We start from the raw sequence: 16,721 nt of genomic DNA, 5'->3' as shown, positions 1-16,721 counted from the left end.
ATAAATACCCATGTCCGATGCCAGTCCGTGCCTGAATTGCGGTGCCTGCTGTTCTCATTTTCGCGTGTCATTTTTTTGGGGTGAATGCGCTTCGTCCGGAGGGACAGTGCCCGATGAGCTTGTCGCACAGATCAGCCCCAGCCGCGTCGCCATGCTGGGCACCGAGTGCAAACCCGTACGCTGCGTCAGTCTGGCAGGGGACGTAGGCAGTAGGGTGCAATGCTCGATCTACGAAAAACGCTCGAGCACCTGCCGGGAATTCGAAGCGTCCTGGACCGATGGCCAGCCCAACCCCGATTGCGACGCAGCCCGGGCGGCGTTCGGCCTGGCGGCGCTGGAGCCCGCATTCCAGATGCCTGAGAAGCAAATCGCCTGATGCTTAGCACTAATCGCGATTAACTTAATGCCGAAATCATTGGCGCCAATGTGCCACTACGTCTTGCGCTCCCTGCATGCCCTCTATACTTCAGGACATTCGTCGACGCGGCTTGCGTCGGCCAGGAATACAACATGGGGCATGCTATGGAGTGGCTTGGTCTGCATTTCATTACCGAGCTGCCAGAGAGCGGGCAGGTCATACTCAATTGCATACATGACCCTTTTCTGGTGCTACTGGCATATCTGGTCGCCTGTGCCGGCAGCTTCGCCACGCTAGACATGGCCGAACGGGTCGCGCATGCGGAAAATGCCGCTTCCCGACGACTCTGGCGCTGGGTCGGTGCCGGGTGCCTGGCCGGCGGGATCTGGGCCATGCACTTCATCGGCATGCTGGCCTTCCAGGCGCCAGTCAACGTGCATTACCTGTTGCCCATCACCCTTGTCTCCCTCCTGATCGCCCTGCTCACTTCATGGCTGGCGATGCATACACTCAGTCGTCCTGCCTTGAATTTCTGGCAATGCCTCAAGGCGTCGATCTGGATCGGCCTGGGCATCGCCACCATGCATTACGTGGGTATGTCCGCCCTGCGCTCACAGGCGGTGGTCTACTACCAACCGACCATGTTCGCCCTCTCTATCCTGGTGGCGATTGCCGCCAGCCTGGCGGCATTGCTGCTGGCGAGCTACTTGCGCAACGGCGTCGGCATGTTCCATCAGCTGCTCAAGTACGGCGCCAGCCTGGTACTCGGGACAGGCATCATCAGCATGCATTTCACCGGCATGGCGGCCTTCAATCTGGTGTTGCCAAGCGGTAGCCTCCTGACCCAGCCCGGGGAAAACAATCACCTGCAACTGGGCCTGACGGTCGCGGTGATGACACTGCTGATCATTGGCAGCTGCATCAGTGCGGCGTTGGCGGACAAGAAACTGCAACATAAGGAGCATGACCTGCAACGGGTCAATTCACTGCTCAGCCAGCTGGATCAGGCGCGCATGTCGCTGCAACAGGTGGCGCACTTTGACCCCCTGACCAACCTGACCAACCGCCGCGGTTTCAATCAGCTCTTCGCCGAGAAACTCATCGAGAAAACCCATGCAGGCGGCATGCTCGCCGTGTTGTTTCTCGACATCGATCATTTCAAGCGCATCAACGACAGCCTCGGCCACGACGCGGGCGACGAATTGCTCAAGGTGCTGGCCAGCCATATCAAAGGCTCGGTGCGCAGTCACGAAGATGTGGTGGCACGCTTCGGTGGCGACGAATTCTGCATGCTCATCAACCTCAATGATCGCGAAGAAGCGCGGCACATGGCGCAGCGCATCATGCAAAAAATGAAGGAGCCCATCGAGCTGGCCGGGCGGCGCATGGTCATGACCACCAGTATCGGCATCAGCCTGTTTCCCGATGACGGCAAGACCTGCGATGAGCTGCTGAAAAACGCCGACCTGGCGCTGTACCAATCCAAGGGTAGCGGCCGCAACGGCCTGAACTTCTTCAGCGCCAACCTCAAGGCCCGCGCCACGCTGGAACTGCAACTGGAGGAAGAATTGCGCAACGCCCTGCGCGAAGACACGGGCCTGATGCTCTATTACCAGCCGATCTACGACCTGAAAACCGGGGAGGTCAGCAAGCTTGAAGCGTTGATTCGCTGGCAACACCCGGTCCACGGATTCCTCGCACCGGACCGTTTCATCCCCATTGCCGAGGCCAATGGCCTGATCACCGAACTGGACAACTGGGTGCTGCGCAAGGCCTGTATAGACCTCGCCGAGTTGTCGCACCAGGGATGCGAAGCCCTGAAGATCGCCGTGAACTGCTCGCCCCTGAGCCTGGCGCGCGAAGAGCTGGCCGGTCAAATCGAACAGGCATTGCGCAGCACCGGGGTCGCACCGCAACGGCTGGAGCTGGAGGTGACCGAGAATGCGCTGATGGGCAATATTGCCGACACCCTGGTACAGCTGCGACAGATTCGCGCCTTGGGCGTGTCGCTGTCGATCGATGATTTCGGCACCGGTTATTCGTCCCTGGCCTACCTCAAGCGCTTGCCGCTCAACACGTTGAAAATCGACCGTTCATTCATACAGGACATCCCCAAGTCGACCCAGGACATGGAGATCGTCCAGGCGATTATCGCCATGGCCCACACCCTGCATCTTGAGGTGGTTACCGAAGGCGTCGAAACCTTCGAGCAATACCAGTTCCTCGAATGCCATGGCTGCGACTTCGTTCAGGGTTACCTGCTCAGTCGCCCGGTGCCGCTGGTTGAACTACTTCCGGTGCTGAATGAAATCAACCAGCGCAAACACACCTATACGCTTACGTCCTTGAGTCTGGTTCACGGTACATCTGCACTAATGTAGAAGGATCCTTTTCCAGGAACCCCTGCCCGCCATGCAACCGCATCAGCTGTGCCGCCAGGCCACTGATGGGTGTCGCCGAACCCTGCTCGCGGGAAAACTTCACCGCTGTGTCCAGATCCTTGAGCAAGGTCCGCACGTGCCATTTCACCGGTTCGAAGCGGCTTTCGGCCATTTGCGGGGCGAGAATCTGCAAGGGTTTCGAATCGGCAAAGCCTCCGGCCAGCGCCTCGGCAATCAGGCTCGCATCGACGCCGGAACGCTCCGCCAGCGCCACCACTTCGGCAATCACCAAGGCGTTGCACGCCACGATCATCTGATTGCAGGCCTTGGTCACCTGCCCCGCTCCAACCGCCCCCATGTGCGTCACCCGCTGACCCAGGCTCAACAACACAGGTCTGATGCGTTCGAGATTTTCCGCGTCGCCACCGACCATGATCGCCAGGCTGCCGGCCTCGGCGCCGACCACACCACCGGACACCGGGGCGTCGAGCCAACCCATGCCGGTTTTACTGACGAGCTCCGCCGCCATTTCCCGGGTTGCGGTCGGCTCCAGGCTGGAGAAATCCACCAGCAACTGGCCATTTTTCGCGCCTTCGACCACCCCGGCAGGGCCAAACACCACTGTACGCACCACCGAGGTGTCCGCCAGGCACAACATCACGACGTCGGCGTGCTGGCACAACTCTGCCGGCGTGGCGACCTGGCGGGCACCGGCCTCGACCAGTGGTGTGCACTTGTCCGGATTACGGTTCCACACCGTCAGCGGATAACCCGCCGCCAGCAGGCGCCGGCACATCGGCAACCCCATCAGACCGATTCCGGCAAACCCCAACGAAGGTAGCGCTGACATCATTTTGCCTCTTCTTGATTAAAGATCGTCGAATATTGGCCGATTCATCATGACTCAGGAAAGGATTCCCCCGAGCGATGTTCAGGCCACGGCTCTGACGCTTGGGACAAATACGCGCTGATAAAAGACGCGATTTCTCATTCCGTGACGGTTCGACGACAGCGCGTCGCCCGACTAACAAGCCCAGGTAGATGGCGAATAATGACTTCCAAAAATAATCCGGCCACCGCGGTATCCGACCTGACCTTGAGCCCTGCGGCGAACAGCCCTGCCCCTATAGCGTCGAAGCCATTACTCCCGTCACGTCCGCTGGCGACCCAGCAATACCTGTATTACACCGAAACCAACACCGACCGCATCCTCGACAATCTCGACGGCCTGCGTGACATGGTGTTCCCGCGCCCACCGCACCTGGAAGGCGACAACGAGCAGCATAACGATCAGGAGTTCCCGTCGGTATGCCTGATCGGCCTGGGTCGCTGCGGTTCGAACATCGCGCTGGATGTCGCGGAACTGGTGTACAACGCCCGCAAGTTCTACCTCAACGAATTCAACAGCGAAGACCGCCTGTCGCCGGATAAACGCTATGCCGAAAAAGGCTACAGCCCGGCACAGTGGATTCGCAACAATCTGCGCCTGATGCCGAACAAGGCCACCAAACCGGTGTTCCTGGTCGAACCGCTGGTGATGCTCGGCGACCTGGACAAAGACATCGCCGGTCGAATCCGCTTCTCGCGCAAGGGTGAAAAAAGCGGGTTCCTGCGCGACTACAGCAAAATGAAAATCATGGACTTGTCGGAAGTCCACGCCGGTGGTGCCGGTAACGCGCCGATTCTTGGCCAATACCTGGCCAAGATTATCCTGAACAAGGACACCCAGCGTTTTTCCAGCCCTGACTGGAAGATGATTCACTCGTACCTGATCGACAGCTGCGGCATCAAGGCCAACCAATCACGCCTGTACTTCTCGATCTTCAGCGCCGGTGGCGGTACCGGCTCGGGCATGGCCTCGGAGTTCGGCCTGGCCCAGCAGCACTCGTACATGAACAAGACGTTCGACACCAAGCCGATGGACGAGCACGACGGCAAGAGCGGTCACTCCTTCGTTTTCGAGCCGATTTTCACCAGCGGTATCTGCGTCCTGCCGAACATTTCCGATCATCGCAGTGAAATGTCCGAAGCGTTGCATATCAACGCCGGTCGCCTGCTGTGCAAATACCTGTCGGAAGAGTGGGACTTCTCCTACAACTTCGCCAACGAAGACAGCAGTGAAGCCAGCGTCATGGGCCGTATCCGTCCCTGGAACGCAATGATGCTGATCTCCAACGACATCATGCGTTACGCCGAAGAAAGCGACGATGGCAACATCCAGAACATTGATGTCAATGCCATGGAAAAGCACGCCAACCAATACATCTCGCAGCAGATTTTCAACATTCTGACAGCGCAAGCGGTAACGACCGACTACGACCAGAACTATTTCCGGCGCGCCGGCATCGACATCGGCGAAACCATTCGCCTTGATGCCAACGACCTGTTCATGAGCCTGGCCGGCCCTGTGGCGATCGCCTACGCCGAGTCCGTGGTCCCGGAAAGCCCGGCGCCGACCAACGACAAGTTCAAGGTGTTCGAGAAAGAGCCGCAGCGCCTGAACATCGACGATCTGTTCTTCCGCTCCATCGACCTGCCGCATTTCAACAAAGTCACACAGGCCATCGAAGGCATCAGCCTGCTGCCGATCGAGTCCAAGCGCTATCGCGCGTCGCTGGAGCAGTACAAGAATTCCGGCTACGACGCCGCCGCTTTGCACGACCTGCACTTCTTCAAGAACTGTTCGTCGGTGGTGTCGATCGTTTCCCTGCCGAAGGACTACAAGCTGTCCTACATGGACCTGAACCGGTTGAAGACCCACCTCAACAACCTGTTCCCCAACACCACGCTCAAGCGTTATGCGCTGGTGATCGGCGCCTCGGCCAACCTGTCGCTGACCACCCTGATCGCCAAGAGCCCGTGCCTGTCGGACGACTTCCTGACGCTGATCGTGGCCTTCATCAAGCGTTGCTTCGCCCGCAGCCCGTACCGCTTCGACGAAACCCTGGACAACTCGATGCTGGACTTCATCATCAATGAAGATTTCGACGAAGAGCGCATCGACGACTTGCTCAACGAGTTCGAAAACCCGGCGAAGATCCTCGATACCAACTGGTATGCGATCAAACCGATGTACGAGAAGAAATACCGCGAGCTGATCAACGACAAGGACAAGTTCGTCTCGATCAACGACATTCGCCTGTCCCGGGATTGCGTGAAGAAAGCGATCAAGTACCTGCGCGAGATCTACCGTCACCGCATTGGCAAGACCAAGGTTATTTCGCTGAATAACCATACGGGCAAAACCTTCTAAACCGCGTCGCTCCATTCGCGAGCAGGCTCGCTCCCACAGGGTCATCACTGAACCTTGTGGGAGCGAGCCTGCTCGCGAAGGCGGCACTGAATTTGCCGCGAATCCCAATATCCAGAAACAATTGAGCAGCCCTCCGGCCGCTCACTCAACTGTTCCCGTTACGTTTACGTCACCGTGAGGCTGTGGCCTTTCTCTACGGCAACCTGCCATCACGCTACTCGCCTACACACTTTTGCTCGGTAGCGACGCGCACCAGACAGGTGCACGCATTCAAGGCTTTGCTCTTTCCTGGATCATGATCCACGGCGAAACCACCACGGCCCACAGCTGCGGATCACGTTCGAAAAGATCCAGCGCCCGCGTTTCAGACAGCTTGGCGACCTTGTCGGCAGCCAACCAGGCAGCCACTTTCTCGCCATCGTCCGTAGCCATTGCCTCGGCCGCGGCGATCAAATCCAGGCCAGGGTCGACCCACAATAGGGCACCCTTGGCAAAGAACGGTTCCAATTCTTTCCAGGTAATAGATGCGGTTTCACCAAGCAGCTTGGCATAGAGGGTGCTAGGTTCTTCAATCATGGGTACGGTCCGGAAAAGAAATCGACGCAATGATAACGTCGGTGGTCCGGCAGAAAAACCCAGATGCAATTTGAGTCACTGAACGAAAAGAGCAGGAAAGCCAAGGAATGCACGGAAACTGGCTATACGCCCGTCAAACCCCCGCCGCAATTCTGTCTTTTTCTTTCAAAAAAGCGACACGCCCAAGTTTTGTCCCCCGGCGCCAGCTTCCCAGGCTGACAATCGGCGCTCTACACTGTACCGGTACAGTTGCCGAGGGGCTTTTCCGGGGATGTCGTAGATACTGACCCGGTTCTGCTGCCGACGGCGCCAGGACTATAAAAACTACAACAGTAAGAGTGGAGCACTATGACTAAGGCTACTAAGCAGATTTCCAAACTGTTTGCCGCTATGGTTCTGGCCGGGGTTGCCAGCCATTCGTTCGCAGCTGACACCATCAAGATCGGCATCGCCGGCCCTAAAACCGGCCCTGTAGCCCAATACGGCGACATGCAGTTCAGTGGCGCCAAAATGGCCATCGAACAGATCAACGCCAAAGGCGGCGTAGACGGCAAGAAACTCGAAGCCGTTGAATACGATGACGCCTGTGATCCTAAACAAGCGGTAGCGGTCGCGAACAAAGTCGTCAACGACGGCGTGAAATTCGTGGTCGGTCACCTGTGCTCCAGCTCCACCCAACCGGCTTCGGACATCTACGAAGACGAAGGCGTCGTGATGATCACCCCGGCTGCCACCAGCCCGGACATCACCAACCGTGGTTACAAAATGGTGTTCCGCACCATCGGCCTGGACAGCGCCCAGGGCCCTGCCGCCGGTAACTACATTGCCGATCACGTAAAACCGAAAATCGTTGCTGTCCTGCACGACAAACAGCAATACGGTGAAGGCATCGCCACCGCCGTGAAGAAAACCCTGGAAGGCAAAGGCGTCAAGGTTGCCGTGTTCGAAGGCATCAACGCCGGCGACAAAGACTTCTCTTCCATGATCTCCAAGCTCAAGCAAGCCAACGTCGACTTCGTCTACTACGGCGGCTACCACCCGGAGCTGGGCCTGATCCTGCGTCAATCCCAGGAAAAAGGCCTGAAAGCCAAGTTCATGGGTCCGGAAGGCGTGGGTAACGACTCCATTTCGCAGATCGCCAAGGACGCTTCCGAAGGCCTGCTGGTGACCCTGCCGAAATCCTTCGACCAGGATCCGGCCAACCAGAAACTGGCTGAAGACTTCAAAGCCAAGAAAGAAGACCCGAGCGGTCCGTTCGTGTTCCCGGCCTACTCGGCTGTGGAAGTGATCGCCGAAGGCATCAAGGCTGCCAAGTCCGAAGACGCCGCCAAAGTGGCTGAAGCCATCCACAAAGGCACCTTCAAGACCCCGACTGGCGACCTGAGCTTCGACGCCAAGGGCGACCTGAAAGACTTCAAGTTTGTGGTTTACGAGTGGCACTTCGGCAAACCAAAAACTGAAGCTTCGCCTCAGTAAGGCGCTGCCTGACTGACTGCCAATAAAGCCCACGGCGTGCCGTGGGCTTTGTTTTACGAACGTATTGGGCCGCGCTGGCGTGATCCGCTAGTCTCCCCACCTGAAAATCTCAAAACCGTCATCAGCGGTTCGCTGGCAAACCCCGAATTCGAAGTGGATGCAGATCCACGGGGCTCGGGCGGGAAAATGACTCCACCAGTGAAATGCGTATCAGGTTTTTAGGAGCGCTGTAATGCCTGACATCTATCACTTCTTCCAACAGCTGGTTAATGGTCTGACCATTGGCAGCACGTATGCCCTGATCGCCATCGGCTATACGATGGTTTACGGCATCATTGGAATGATCAACTTCGCCCACGGCGAGGTGTACATGATCGGCTCCTACGTGGCGTTCATCGCCATCGCCGGACTGGCCATGCTGGGACTCGACAGTGTTCCGCTGTTGATGACCGCCGCTTTCCTGGCGACTATCGTCGTCACCAGTGCCTACGGCTACAGCATCGAACGGATTGCCTACCGCCCCTTGCGCGGCAGCAACCGTCTGATTCCGCTGATTTCTGCCATCGGTATGTCGATCTTCCTGCAGAACACGGTTCTGTTGGCGCAAGACTCCAAGGACAAATCCATTCCCAACCTGATCCCGGGCAACTTTGCCATCGGGCCAGGTGGCGCACATGAAGTGCTGATTTCCTACATGCAAATCGTGGTGTTCGTGGTGACCCTGGTCGCCATGCTCGGCCTGACGCTGTTCATCTCCCGCTCTCGCCTGGGTCGTGCCTGCCGCGCCTGCGCCGAAGACATCAAGATGGCCAACCTGCTGGGTATCAACACCAACAACATCATCGCCCTGACCTTCGTCATCGGTGCCGCCCTGGCGGCCATCGCGGCCGTGCTGCTGAGCATGCAATACGGCGTGATCAACCCGAACGCCGGTTTCCTGGTCGGCCTCAAGGCCTTCACCGCAGCGGTACTGGGCGGTATCGGCAGCATTCCGGGCGCCATGCTCGGCGGGATCGTGCTTGGGGTGGCGGAAGCCTTCGGTGCCGATATCTTCGGCGACCAGTACAAGGACGTCGTGGCGTTCGGCCTGCTGGTTCTGGTGTTGTTGTTCCGGCCAACCGGCCTGCTGGGCCGTCCGGAGGTTGAGAAAGTATGACTAGGAATCTTAAACAGGCGTTGTTCAGCGCCTTGCTGGTGTGGGCCGTGGCCTACCCGGTATTGGGTCTGAAGCTGACCATCGTCGGCATCAACCTCGAAGTCCATGGCACCAGCGACGCCACGTTGATCACCATCGCCGTGTGCTCGGTGCTGATGTTCCTGCGTGTGCTGTTCGACCAGCAGATCAGCGCGGCCTGGAAATCCTCGCCCAACCTGCCGGTCATGCCGGCCAAGGCCAGTAACTTCCTGACCCTGCCAACCACCCAGCGCTGGATCATCATTGCGTTGATCATCGGTGCGCTGGTCTGGCCGTTCTTCGGCTCCCGTGGTGCGGTGGATATCGCCACACTGGTACTGATCTATGTGATGCTCGGCCTGGGCCTGAACATCGTGGTCGGTCTGGCCGGTCTGCTCGACCTCGGTTATGTCGGCTTCTATGCCGTCGGCGCCTACAGTTATGCGTTGCTGTCGCATTACTACGGCCTGAGCTTCTGGATCTGCCTGCCGATCGCCGGCCTGATGGCGGCCACTTTCGGCTTCCTGCTCGGCTTCCCGGTCCTGCGCCTGCGTGGCGACTACCTGGCGATCGTGACCCTGGGCTTCGGTGAGATCATCCGTCTGTTCCTGCGCAACCTGACCGGCCTCACGGGCGGTCCGAACGGCATCAGCAACATCGAGAAACCGACGTTCTTCGGCCTGACCTTCGAACGTAAAGCCGCCGAAGGCCTGCAGACGTTCCACGAGTACTTCGGCCTGGAATACAACTCGATCAACAAGGTGATTTTCCTTTACCTGGTGGCCTTGTTCCTGGCCTTGTTCGCGCTGTTTGTCATCAACCGCTTGCTGCGCATGCCCCTGGGTCGTGCCTGGGAAGCGCTGCGTGAAGATGAAATCGCCTGCCGTGCGCTGGGTCTGAACCCGACGATCATCAAGCTTTCGGCCTTCACCCTGGGTGCGTGCTTCGCCGGTTTCGCCGGCAGCTTCTTCGCCGCGCGTCAGGGTCTGGTGACACCGGAATCCTTCACCTTCATCGAGTCGGCGACCATTCTGGCCATCGTTGTCCTGGGCGGCATGGGCTCGCAACTGGGCGTGGTGCTCGCGGCCGTGGTGATGATCCTGCTGCCGGAAATGATGCGTGAGTTCAGTGAGTACCGCATGTTGATGTTCGGTGCCTTGATGGTACTGATGATGATCTGGCGCCCTCAGGGTCTGCTGCCCATGCAACGTCCTCACATGGAGCTGCGCAAATGAGCCGCGAGATCCTTAAAGTAGAAAACCTGAGCATGCGCTTCGGCGGCTTGCTGGCGGTCAACGGCGTTGCCTTGAGCGTGAAAGAGAAACAGGTGGTTGCCTTGATCGGCCCCAACGGCGCCGGCAAGACCACCGTGTTCAACTGCCTGACCGGCTTCTACAAGCCGAGCGGCGGCAGCATCCTGCTGGACGGCGAGCCGATCGAAGGCCTGCCGGGCCACAAGATCGCCCTCAAAGGCGTGGTGCGCACCTTCCAGAACGTACGGCTGTTCAAGGACATGACCGCGGTCGAGAACCTCTTGATCGCCCAGCACCGTCACCTGAACACCAACTTCCTGTCCGGTCTGTTCAAGACCCCGTCGTTCCGCAGAAGCGAACGCGAGGCCATGGAGTACGCCGAGTACTGGCTGGAAAAGGTTCACCTCAAGGAATTCGCCAACCGCCCTGCCGGCACCCTGGCCTACGGTCAGCAACGACGCCTGGAAATCGCCCGCTGCATGATGACCCGCCCGCGGATCCTCATGCTCGACGAACCGGCCGCCGGCCTGAACCCGAAGGAAACCGAAGACCTGAAGGCGCTGATCAGCGTGTTGCGCGAAGAGCACAATGTCACCGTGCTGTTGATCGAGCACGACATGAAACTGGTCATGAGCATTTCCGACCACATCGTCGTGATCAACCAGGGCACGCCGCTGGCCGACGGTACGCCGGAACAGATCCGCGACAATCCTGAAGTGATCAAAGCCTACCTGGGGGAAGCGTAAATGCTGCAGTTCGAAAACGTTTCCACCTTCTATGGCAAGATCCAGGCGCTGCACAGCGTCAACGTCGAAGTCCGCCAGGGCGAAATCGTGACCCTGATCGGCGCCAACGGTGCCGGCAAGTCCACGCTGTTGATGACCCTGTGCGGTTCGCCTCGGGCCCACAGCGGCAGCATCCGCTACATGGGTGAGGAACTGGTTGGCCAGGACTCCTCGCAGATCATGCGCAAAAGCATCGCCGTGGTCCCGGAAGGTCGTCGGGTGTTTGCCCGTCTGACCGTGGAAGAAAACCTCTCCATGGGCGGTTTCTTCACCGCGAAAGGCGACTATCAGGAACAGATGGACAAAGTCCTCGGACTTTTCCCGCGCCTGAAAGAACGCTTCAACCAGCGCGGCGGCACCATGTCCGGCGGCGAACAGCAAATGCTCGCCATCGGTCGTGCACTGATGAGCAAGCCCAAGCTGCTGCTGCTCGACGAGCCGTCGCTGGGCCTGGCACCGATCATCATCCAGCAGATCTTCGACATCATCGAACAACTGCGCAAGGACGGTGTAACGGTGTTCCTGGTCGAGCAGAACGCCAACCAGGCGCTGAAAATCGCTGACCGCGCCTATGTTCTGGAGAACGGCCGGGTGGTGATGACAGGCACCGGTGAAGCGCTGCTGACCGATCCGAAAGTACGTGACGCGTACCTCGGTGGCTAAGCCTTTGCGGTAAACAAAAAAACGGCCTTCGGGCCGTTTTTTTTGCCTGCCACAATCGCAACAACGACGTAGCCCTCCTGTGGGAGCGAGCCTGCTCGCGAAAGCGGTGGGATGTTCAACATTGATGTATCTGACAATCCAGATTCGCGAGCAGGCTCGCTCCCACAGGTTTTGTGCAGTGTCATGTTTTACAGTTACAGCCGATCCAGCGCCTCCCCACTGCGCTTGAACCACCCCATCAAGTAATCCGCCAGCACCTGCGTGCGTTTCGGCAACCCGCCCTGATACGGATGCACCAGGTACATGGGCATGCTCCGGGTCTGATAATCACGCAGGAGCCAACGCAAACGCCCGTCAGCCAATTCCATCGGCAACAGGTAGGACGGCAAACGGGCAATGCCGGCGCCGGCCAGTGCAGCCTTCTTCAGCAAGCTGTAATGGTTGCTGGCAAACGGTCCGGACACCCGCACCCGCAACAATTCGTGTTGCTGGTGATAGAGCCATTCTTCGCGACCGCTGTAATGGCTGTTGAGCAGGCATCGGTGTTCGATCAACGCCTGGGGTGTCTGCGGTTCACCGAACTGCTCCAGATAGGCCGGGCTGGCGCAGGTCATTTCGTGCCACGCCAACAGTGGGCGTGCCACCAGTCTCTGGTCATTGGCTACATCGGAACGAATCGCCAGATCGAAGCCGTCGCGGGACAGTTCGCGATAATTGTTATTGAGCTCCAACTCGATTTGCACCTCGGGGTACCTGGCCGAAAATTCCAGCAGTAAGCCATCGAAGAAGGTTTCCCCCAGCGATACCGGAACAGTCATACGCACCGGACCGGCCATGTCGTCCTTCAGCCGCGCCAAAGCCTGACGCGCCCTCTCCACTTGTACTACGAGTGCTTGCGCCTGCGGCAACAGCGCAGCACCGGCCGCCGTCAGGCTCAAGCGCCGCGTGGTGCGTTGCAGCAACACCACGGAAAACTGCGCTTCCAGTTGGCTGATGCGTTTGGACAGTTGTCCCTTGCTGCACCCGAGTTGCTGCGCAGCCAAGGTAAAACTGCCCGCTTCGACCAGCACGGCGAACGCCGCGAGATCATCCATTTCACTCATGGATTGTTTCCATTTGAAAACCAAAGGTTGCCTATTAGCGCGCTTATCAGTGAAAAAAACCACACTAAACTGAAGCCACATTCAAACCCGTGGAGGAACGGCAACATGAAAATTCTTTTGATCGGCGCAGGCGGCACCATCGGTTCGGCAATCGACAAGGAACTGTCCCAACGCCACGAAATCGTCCGCATCGGCCGCAACAGCGGTGATTTCCGGGTGGATATCAGCGACAGCGCCTCGATTCGCAAGCTATTCGAGCAAACCGGCAAGTTCGATGCGCTGATCTGCGCCGCCGGCAACGTGACCTTCGCCCCACTGGCCGAAATGACCGAAGAGAGTTTTGCCCTGGGCCTGAAAGACAAGTTGATGGGCCAGGTCAACCTGCTGCTGATCGGCCGCGAGTACGCCAATGACGGCGCGTCGTTTACCTTCACCACTGGCGTACTCAGCCACGACCCTATCCTCAGCGGTGCCTCGGCAGCGCTGGTCAACGGCGCACTGGACAGCTTCGTTCGTGCCGCGGCCATTGAATTGCCTCGCGGCTTGCGGGTGAATTCGATCAGCCCCAACGTACTGGTCGAAGCCATGGGCAAATACGCACCCTACTTCCGTGGCTTCAAACCGGTTCCGGCAGCCGATGTGGCATTGGCCTACGCAAAAAGTGTCGAAGGCTTGCAGACAGGCCAGACCTTTCACATCTGAACAACCCCAAGGTGCGGCGCTGACTCAGCGTCGCATCAGGATGCCGGGGGTTCCAGCAGTGTAGGAACCAGCTTGCCGGCTACCGCGCGCGGTACGGATATCGCCAGACCGGGACCATTGATCACCGATTGAATCGTCGCGGTCGAGACCAGAACGCCATTGATGGACAGCCGCAAACGCTGATGCATTTCCTGACTCGTCACCTGCTCCAGACGGCGTTGCGCCTCAGGGCTCAGGGTGACCTTGAGCCCAATGGATTGCGGATTCGGATCATCGACCCGTTTGAGCTCCAGGCTCATTTCGGTAAAGTCCGACCTGGACGAAAAATCGATGTCTGCCGCCAGAGAGGGCAGCGCCGCCATCATTCCCAATGCCACAAAAAGCAGTTTGCCTGATCCCCTCATAACACCTCTCGCAACGAAAAAGTCGACAAGGTTACGTCCAAATACCTTTCGCTCTGTTGCCTGAAGTAAAGCCGAATGTTTCTAGAACGGCGTCAGAAACCACGACAAACCCACTCATGGGTTGTGATGAACGGTCAGTCTGAGTAACGTGGCGGCACTTGTCAGGAGACCCCAAGATGCGCGTTGCCCGTTCCTTAGTCCTTGTTGCCCTGGTTCCGTTATTCGCCGCATGCCAGTTGTTCGACGGTGCGCGTGAAAGCGCTTCCCATGTCGGCCAGACCCGCATGCAAGGCCAGTTGAGCGCCGCCGACGGCAAGTTGTTGTTCCAGCCGTGCGGCGAGCAACATCGTTATGCGGTCAATGACACGGGGGGTACCAGCGTCCTGCAACAGGCCGCGAGCCTGGCCGATGCCCAGGGCAAACTGTTTGCCGATGTGCGCGGGCGGATCGTTTCCGGCTCCGGTGACGGGCAGCTCGACCTCGAACAGCTGTACCGCGTCGAACGCTCCGGCAACGCCTGTGACGATCCCAACTTCAAACTGCTGATTCTGCGCGCTGCCGGCCATGCTCCCGAGTGGAGCCTAAGAGTCAGCGGCAAAGGCATGGTCATCGACCGCGCCGGCCAGCCGCCGTTGGCGGTGCCCTACGTCGAAGAGCAACTGGGCGATGGCCGCTTCAATCTCAGCACCGAAGCCAACAATCAGCACATCGAACTGTGGGTCGCACCGCAACGTTGCGTCGACAGTAGCACCGGCAGCATTCAGCACATGACTGCCGAACTGCGAATCGACGGCCAGGTGCAACGCGGTTGCGGGTATTTCGGCGGATCGCGCGACGACTGATCGTTTAGGCCTCACGGGACCGGTTCATTGCGGCTTATAATCGCCGGCTTCAAACGCCCTGGCGCAGTTATGCGCCCCGCGAACCGGATCCCGCCATGTTACGAATCACCGAACTCAAGTTGCCGATCGATCATCCCGATGAAGACCTGCGTCCTGCCATCGTGCAGCGCCTGGGCATCGCCAGCGATGACTTGCTCGACTTCACCCTGTTCAAGCGCAGCTACGATGCGCGTAAAAAATCCTCCGAACTGTGCTTCATCTACACCATCGACCTCAACGTTCGCGACGAGGCCTCGGTGCTGCACAAGTTCGTCGATGACCGTAACGTCAACGTGGCGCCGGATGTCAGCTACAAAATGGTCGGCCAGGCGCCGGCCGACCTGGGCGCGCGTCCGGTCGTCGTTGGCTTCGGACCCTGCGGCATTTTCGCCGGCCTGCTGCTGGCGCAAATGGGCTTCAAGCCGATCATCCTCGAACGCGGCCCCGATGTGCGCCAGCGCACCAAGGACACCTGGGGCCTGTGGCGTAAAAGCGTGCTCAACCCCGAGTCGAACGTGCAATTCGGCGAAGGCGGCGCGGGGACATTCTCTGACGGTAAGCTCTACAGCCAGATCAAGGACCCGAAATTCCTGGGTCGCAAAGTCCTGCACGAGTTCGTCAAGGCCGGTGCGCCGGAAGAAATCCTCTACGTCAGCAAACCGCACATCGGTACGTTCCGCCTGACCGGTGTCGTGGAAAACATGCGTGAAGAGATCCGCGCCCTCGGCGGTGAAGTGCGCTTCCAGCAGCGGGTCACCGACGTACTGATCGAAGACGGGCAACTGGTCGGCGTCGAACTTCACGGCGGCGAGCAAATCCATTCGAAACACGTGATCCTGGCCCTCGGCCACAGCGCCAGGGACACCTTCCGCATGCTTCACGGTCGTGGCGTGTACATGGAGGCCAAACCGTTCTCGGTGGGTTTCCGTATCGAGCACCCGCAGTCGCTGATCGACCGCGCGCGCCTGGGCAAGTACGCCGGTCACCCGAAACTGGGTGCCGCCGATTACAAGCTGGTGCATCACGCCAAGAACGGTCGCTCGGTCTACAGCTTCTGCATGTGCCCGGGCGGTACCGTGGTGGCGGCGACGTCCGAGCCGAACCGCGTGGTCACCAATGGCATGAGCCAGTACTCGCGTAACGAACGCAACGCCAACTCCGGCATTGTCGTCGGCATTACCCCGGAGGTTGACTATCCGGGCGGTCCGCTGGCGGGTATCGAGTTGCAGGAACGCCTGGAGTCCCACGCCTACGTATTGGGCGGCAGCAGCTACGAAGCGCCGGCGCAACTGGTCGGCGACTTTATCGCCGGCAAGCCGTCCACCGAACTGGGCAGCGTTGAACCGTCGTACAAGCCGGGCGTTGCCCTGGGCGACCTGGCGCTGGCCTTGCCGGCCTTCGCCATCGAAGCAATTCGCGAAGCCTTGCCGGCGTTCGAGAAGCAGATTCGCGGTTACTCACTGCACGATGCGGTGTTGACCGGGATCGAGACCCGCACCTCGTCGCCACTGCGGATCACCCGCAACGAATCGTTGCAGAGCCTGAACGTGAAGGGCTTGTTCCCGGCGGGTGAAGGCGCGGGTTATGCGGGAGGAATTCTGTCGGCGGGTGTCGACGGGATTCGGATTGCGGAAGCTGTGGCGCGGGACATCCTCGGTCTCGAAGCCTGATACAAATCCCTGTGGGAGCGAGCCTGCTCGCGAAGACGGAGT

15 protein-coding genes are annotated in these 16,721 nt (G+C 59.1%); 11 read left to right on the top strand and 4 right to left on the bottom strand.

The features are described 5' to 3' along the window. The first annotated feature begins 10 nt into the window (after positions 1 to 10). Both LAB08_RS05965 and LAB08_RS05960 read left to right on the top strand, forming a co-directional pair. Positions 11 to 376, top strand: a complete 366-nt coding sequence (locus LAB08_RS05965) for a YkgJ family cysteine cluster protein (RefSeq protein ID WP_096513079.1) — start codon at positions 11 to 13, stop codon at positions 374 to 376. 146 nt (positions 377 to 522) lie between these two features. After that, positions 523 to 2,739 (top strand): putative bifunctional diguanylate cyclase/phosphodiesterase, encoded by a 2,217-nt coding sequence (locus LAB08_RS05960; RefSeq protein WP_301943431.1) that lies wholly within the window; start codon positions 523 to 525, stop codon positions 2,737 to 2,739. Here LAB08_RS05960 and LAB08_RS05955 read toward each other — a convergent pair. Next, entirely contained in the window at positions 2,696 to 3,592 is an 897-nt protein-coding gene (locus LAB08_RS05955; RefSeq protein WP_096513081.1) for an NAD(P)-dependent oxidoreductase, read from the bottom strand. The genes LAB08_RS05960 and LAB08_RS05955 overlap by 44 nt on opposite strands. A gap of 198 nt (positions 3,593 to 3,790) precedes the next feature. On the opposite strand from LAB08_RS05955, the gene LAB08_RS05950 reads away from it, so the two are divergent. After that, complete coding sequence (locus tag LAB08_RS05950) at positions 3,791 to 5,992, top strand: hypothetical protein (protein WP_096513082.1); 2,202 nt, start codon at positions 3,791 to 3,793, stop codon at positions 5,990 to 5,992. 270 nt (positions 5,993 to 6,262) lie between these two features. Here LAB08_RS05950 and LAB08_RS05945 read toward each other — a convergent pair whose 3' ends face one another. After that, positions 6,263 to 6,568 (bottom strand): DUF2288 domain-containing protein, encoded by a 306-nt coding sequence (locus LAB08_RS05945; protein WP_096513083.1) that lies wholly within the window; start codon positions 6,566 to 6,568, stop codon positions 6,263 to 6,265. Between the two features lie 348 nt (positions 6,569 to 6,916). Here LAB08_RS05945 and LAB08_RS05940 point away from each other — a divergent pair, with 348 nt between their 5' ends. From LAB08_RS05940 to LAB08_RS05920, 5 genes are all read left to right on the top strand, one after another. Beyond that, positions 6,917 to 8,044: a branched-chain amino acid ABC transporter substrate-binding protein gene (locus LAB08_RS05940; protein ID WP_096513084.1), complete on the top strand. Its 1,128-nt coding sequence runs from the start codon at positions 6,917 to 6,919 to the stop codon at positions 8,042 to 8,044. A gap of 232 nt (positions 8,045 to 8,276) precedes the next feature. Beyond that, on the top strand, positions 8,277 to 9,200 hold the full coding sequence (livH, locus tag LAB08_RS05935; RefSeq protein WP_084321765.1) for a high-affinity branched-chain amino acid ABC transporter permease LivH: 924 nt from the start codon (positions 8,277 to 8,279) through the stop codon (positions 9,198 to 9,200). After that, positions 9,197 to 10,453 (top strand): high-affinity branched-chain amino acid ABC transporter permease LivM, encoded by a 1,257-nt coding sequence (locus LAB08_RS05930; protein WP_096513085.1) that lies wholly within the window; start codon positions 9,197 to 9,199, stop codon positions 10,451 to 10,453. Before livH ends, LAB08_RS05930 begins: the two co-directional genes overlap by 4 nt. Next, complete coding sequence (gene livG / locus LAB08_RS05925; RefSeq protein WP_096513086.1) at positions 10,450 to 11,217, top strand: high-affinity branched-chain amino acid ABC transporter ATP-binding protein LivG; 768 nt, start codon at positions 10,450 to 10,452, stop codon at positions 11,215 to 11,217. Before LAB08_RS05930 ends, livG begins: the two co-directional genes overlap by 4 nt. Further along, positions 11,218 to 11,919, top strand: a complete 702-nt coding sequence (locus LAB08_RS05920; protein ID WP_096513087.1) for an ABC transporter ATP-binding protein — start codon at positions 11,218 to 11,220, stop codon at positions 11,917 to 11,919. It begins immediately after the preceding gene. Between the two features lie 194 nt (positions 11,920 to 12,113). Here LAB08_RS05920 and LAB08_RS05915 read toward each other — a convergent pair whose 3' ends face one another. Further along, the gene (locus LAB08_RS05915; protein WP_096513088.1) at positions 12,114 to 13,022 is read right to left on the bottom strand and encodes a LysR family transcriptional regulator; all 909 of its coding nucleotides are present in this window, start codon (positions 13,020 to 13,022) and stop codon (positions 12,114 to 12,116) included. Positions 13,023 to 13,127: 105 nt separating this feature from the next. Between LAB08_RS05915 and LAB08_RS05910 the strand changes: the two genes are divergently transcribed. Continuing rightward, the gene (locus LAB08_RS05910; RefSeq protein WP_096513089.1) at positions 13,128 to 13,724 is read left to right on the top strand and encodes a short chain dehydrogenase; all 597 of its coding nucleotides are present in this window, start codon (positions 13,128 to 13,130) and stop codon (positions 13,722 to 13,724) included. Between the two features lie 35 nt (positions 13,725 to 13,759). On the opposite strand, the gene LAB08_RS05905 is transcribed toward LAB08_RS05910, so the two are convergent. Continuing rightward, complete coding sequence (locus tag LAB08_RS05905) at positions 13,760 to 14,089, bottom strand: hypothetical protein (protein WP_254007501.1); 330 nt, start codon at positions 14,087 to 14,089, stop codon at positions 13,760 to 13,762. 215 nt (positions 14,090 to 14,304) lie between these two features. On the opposite strand from LAB08_RS05905, the gene LAB08_RS05900 reads away from it, so the two are divergent. Together LAB08_RS05900 and LAB08_RS05895 are read left to right on the top strand one after the other, a co-directional pair. Continuing rightward, positions 14,305 to 14,970 (top strand): COG3650 family protein, encoded by a 666-nt coding sequence (locus LAB08_RS05900; protein WP_096513091.1) that lies wholly within the window; start codon positions 14,305 to 14,307, stop codon positions 14,968 to 14,970. A gap of 95 nt (positions 14,971 to 15,065) precedes the next feature. Next, positions 15,066 to 16,679 carry an NAD(P)/FAD-dependent oxidoreductase gene (locus tag LAB08_RS05895; protein ID WP_096513092.1) on the top strand — a complete coding sequence of 538 codons (1,614 nt, stop codon included), beginning with the start codon at positions 15,066 to 15,068 and terminating at the stop codon, positions 16,677 to 16,679. The last annotated feature ends 42 nt before the right edge of the window (positions 16,680 to 16,721 follow it).

The sequence above is a fragment of the Pseudomonas izuensis genome, from assembly GCF_002356535.2.
In the GTDB taxonomy this organism is placed as follows: domain Bacteria; phylum Pseudomonadota; class Gammaproteobacteria; order Pseudomonadales; family Pseudomonadaceae; genus Aquipseudomonas; species Aquipseudomonas izuensis.
This window is presented reverse-complemented; position numbering and strand designations above follow the sequence as displayed.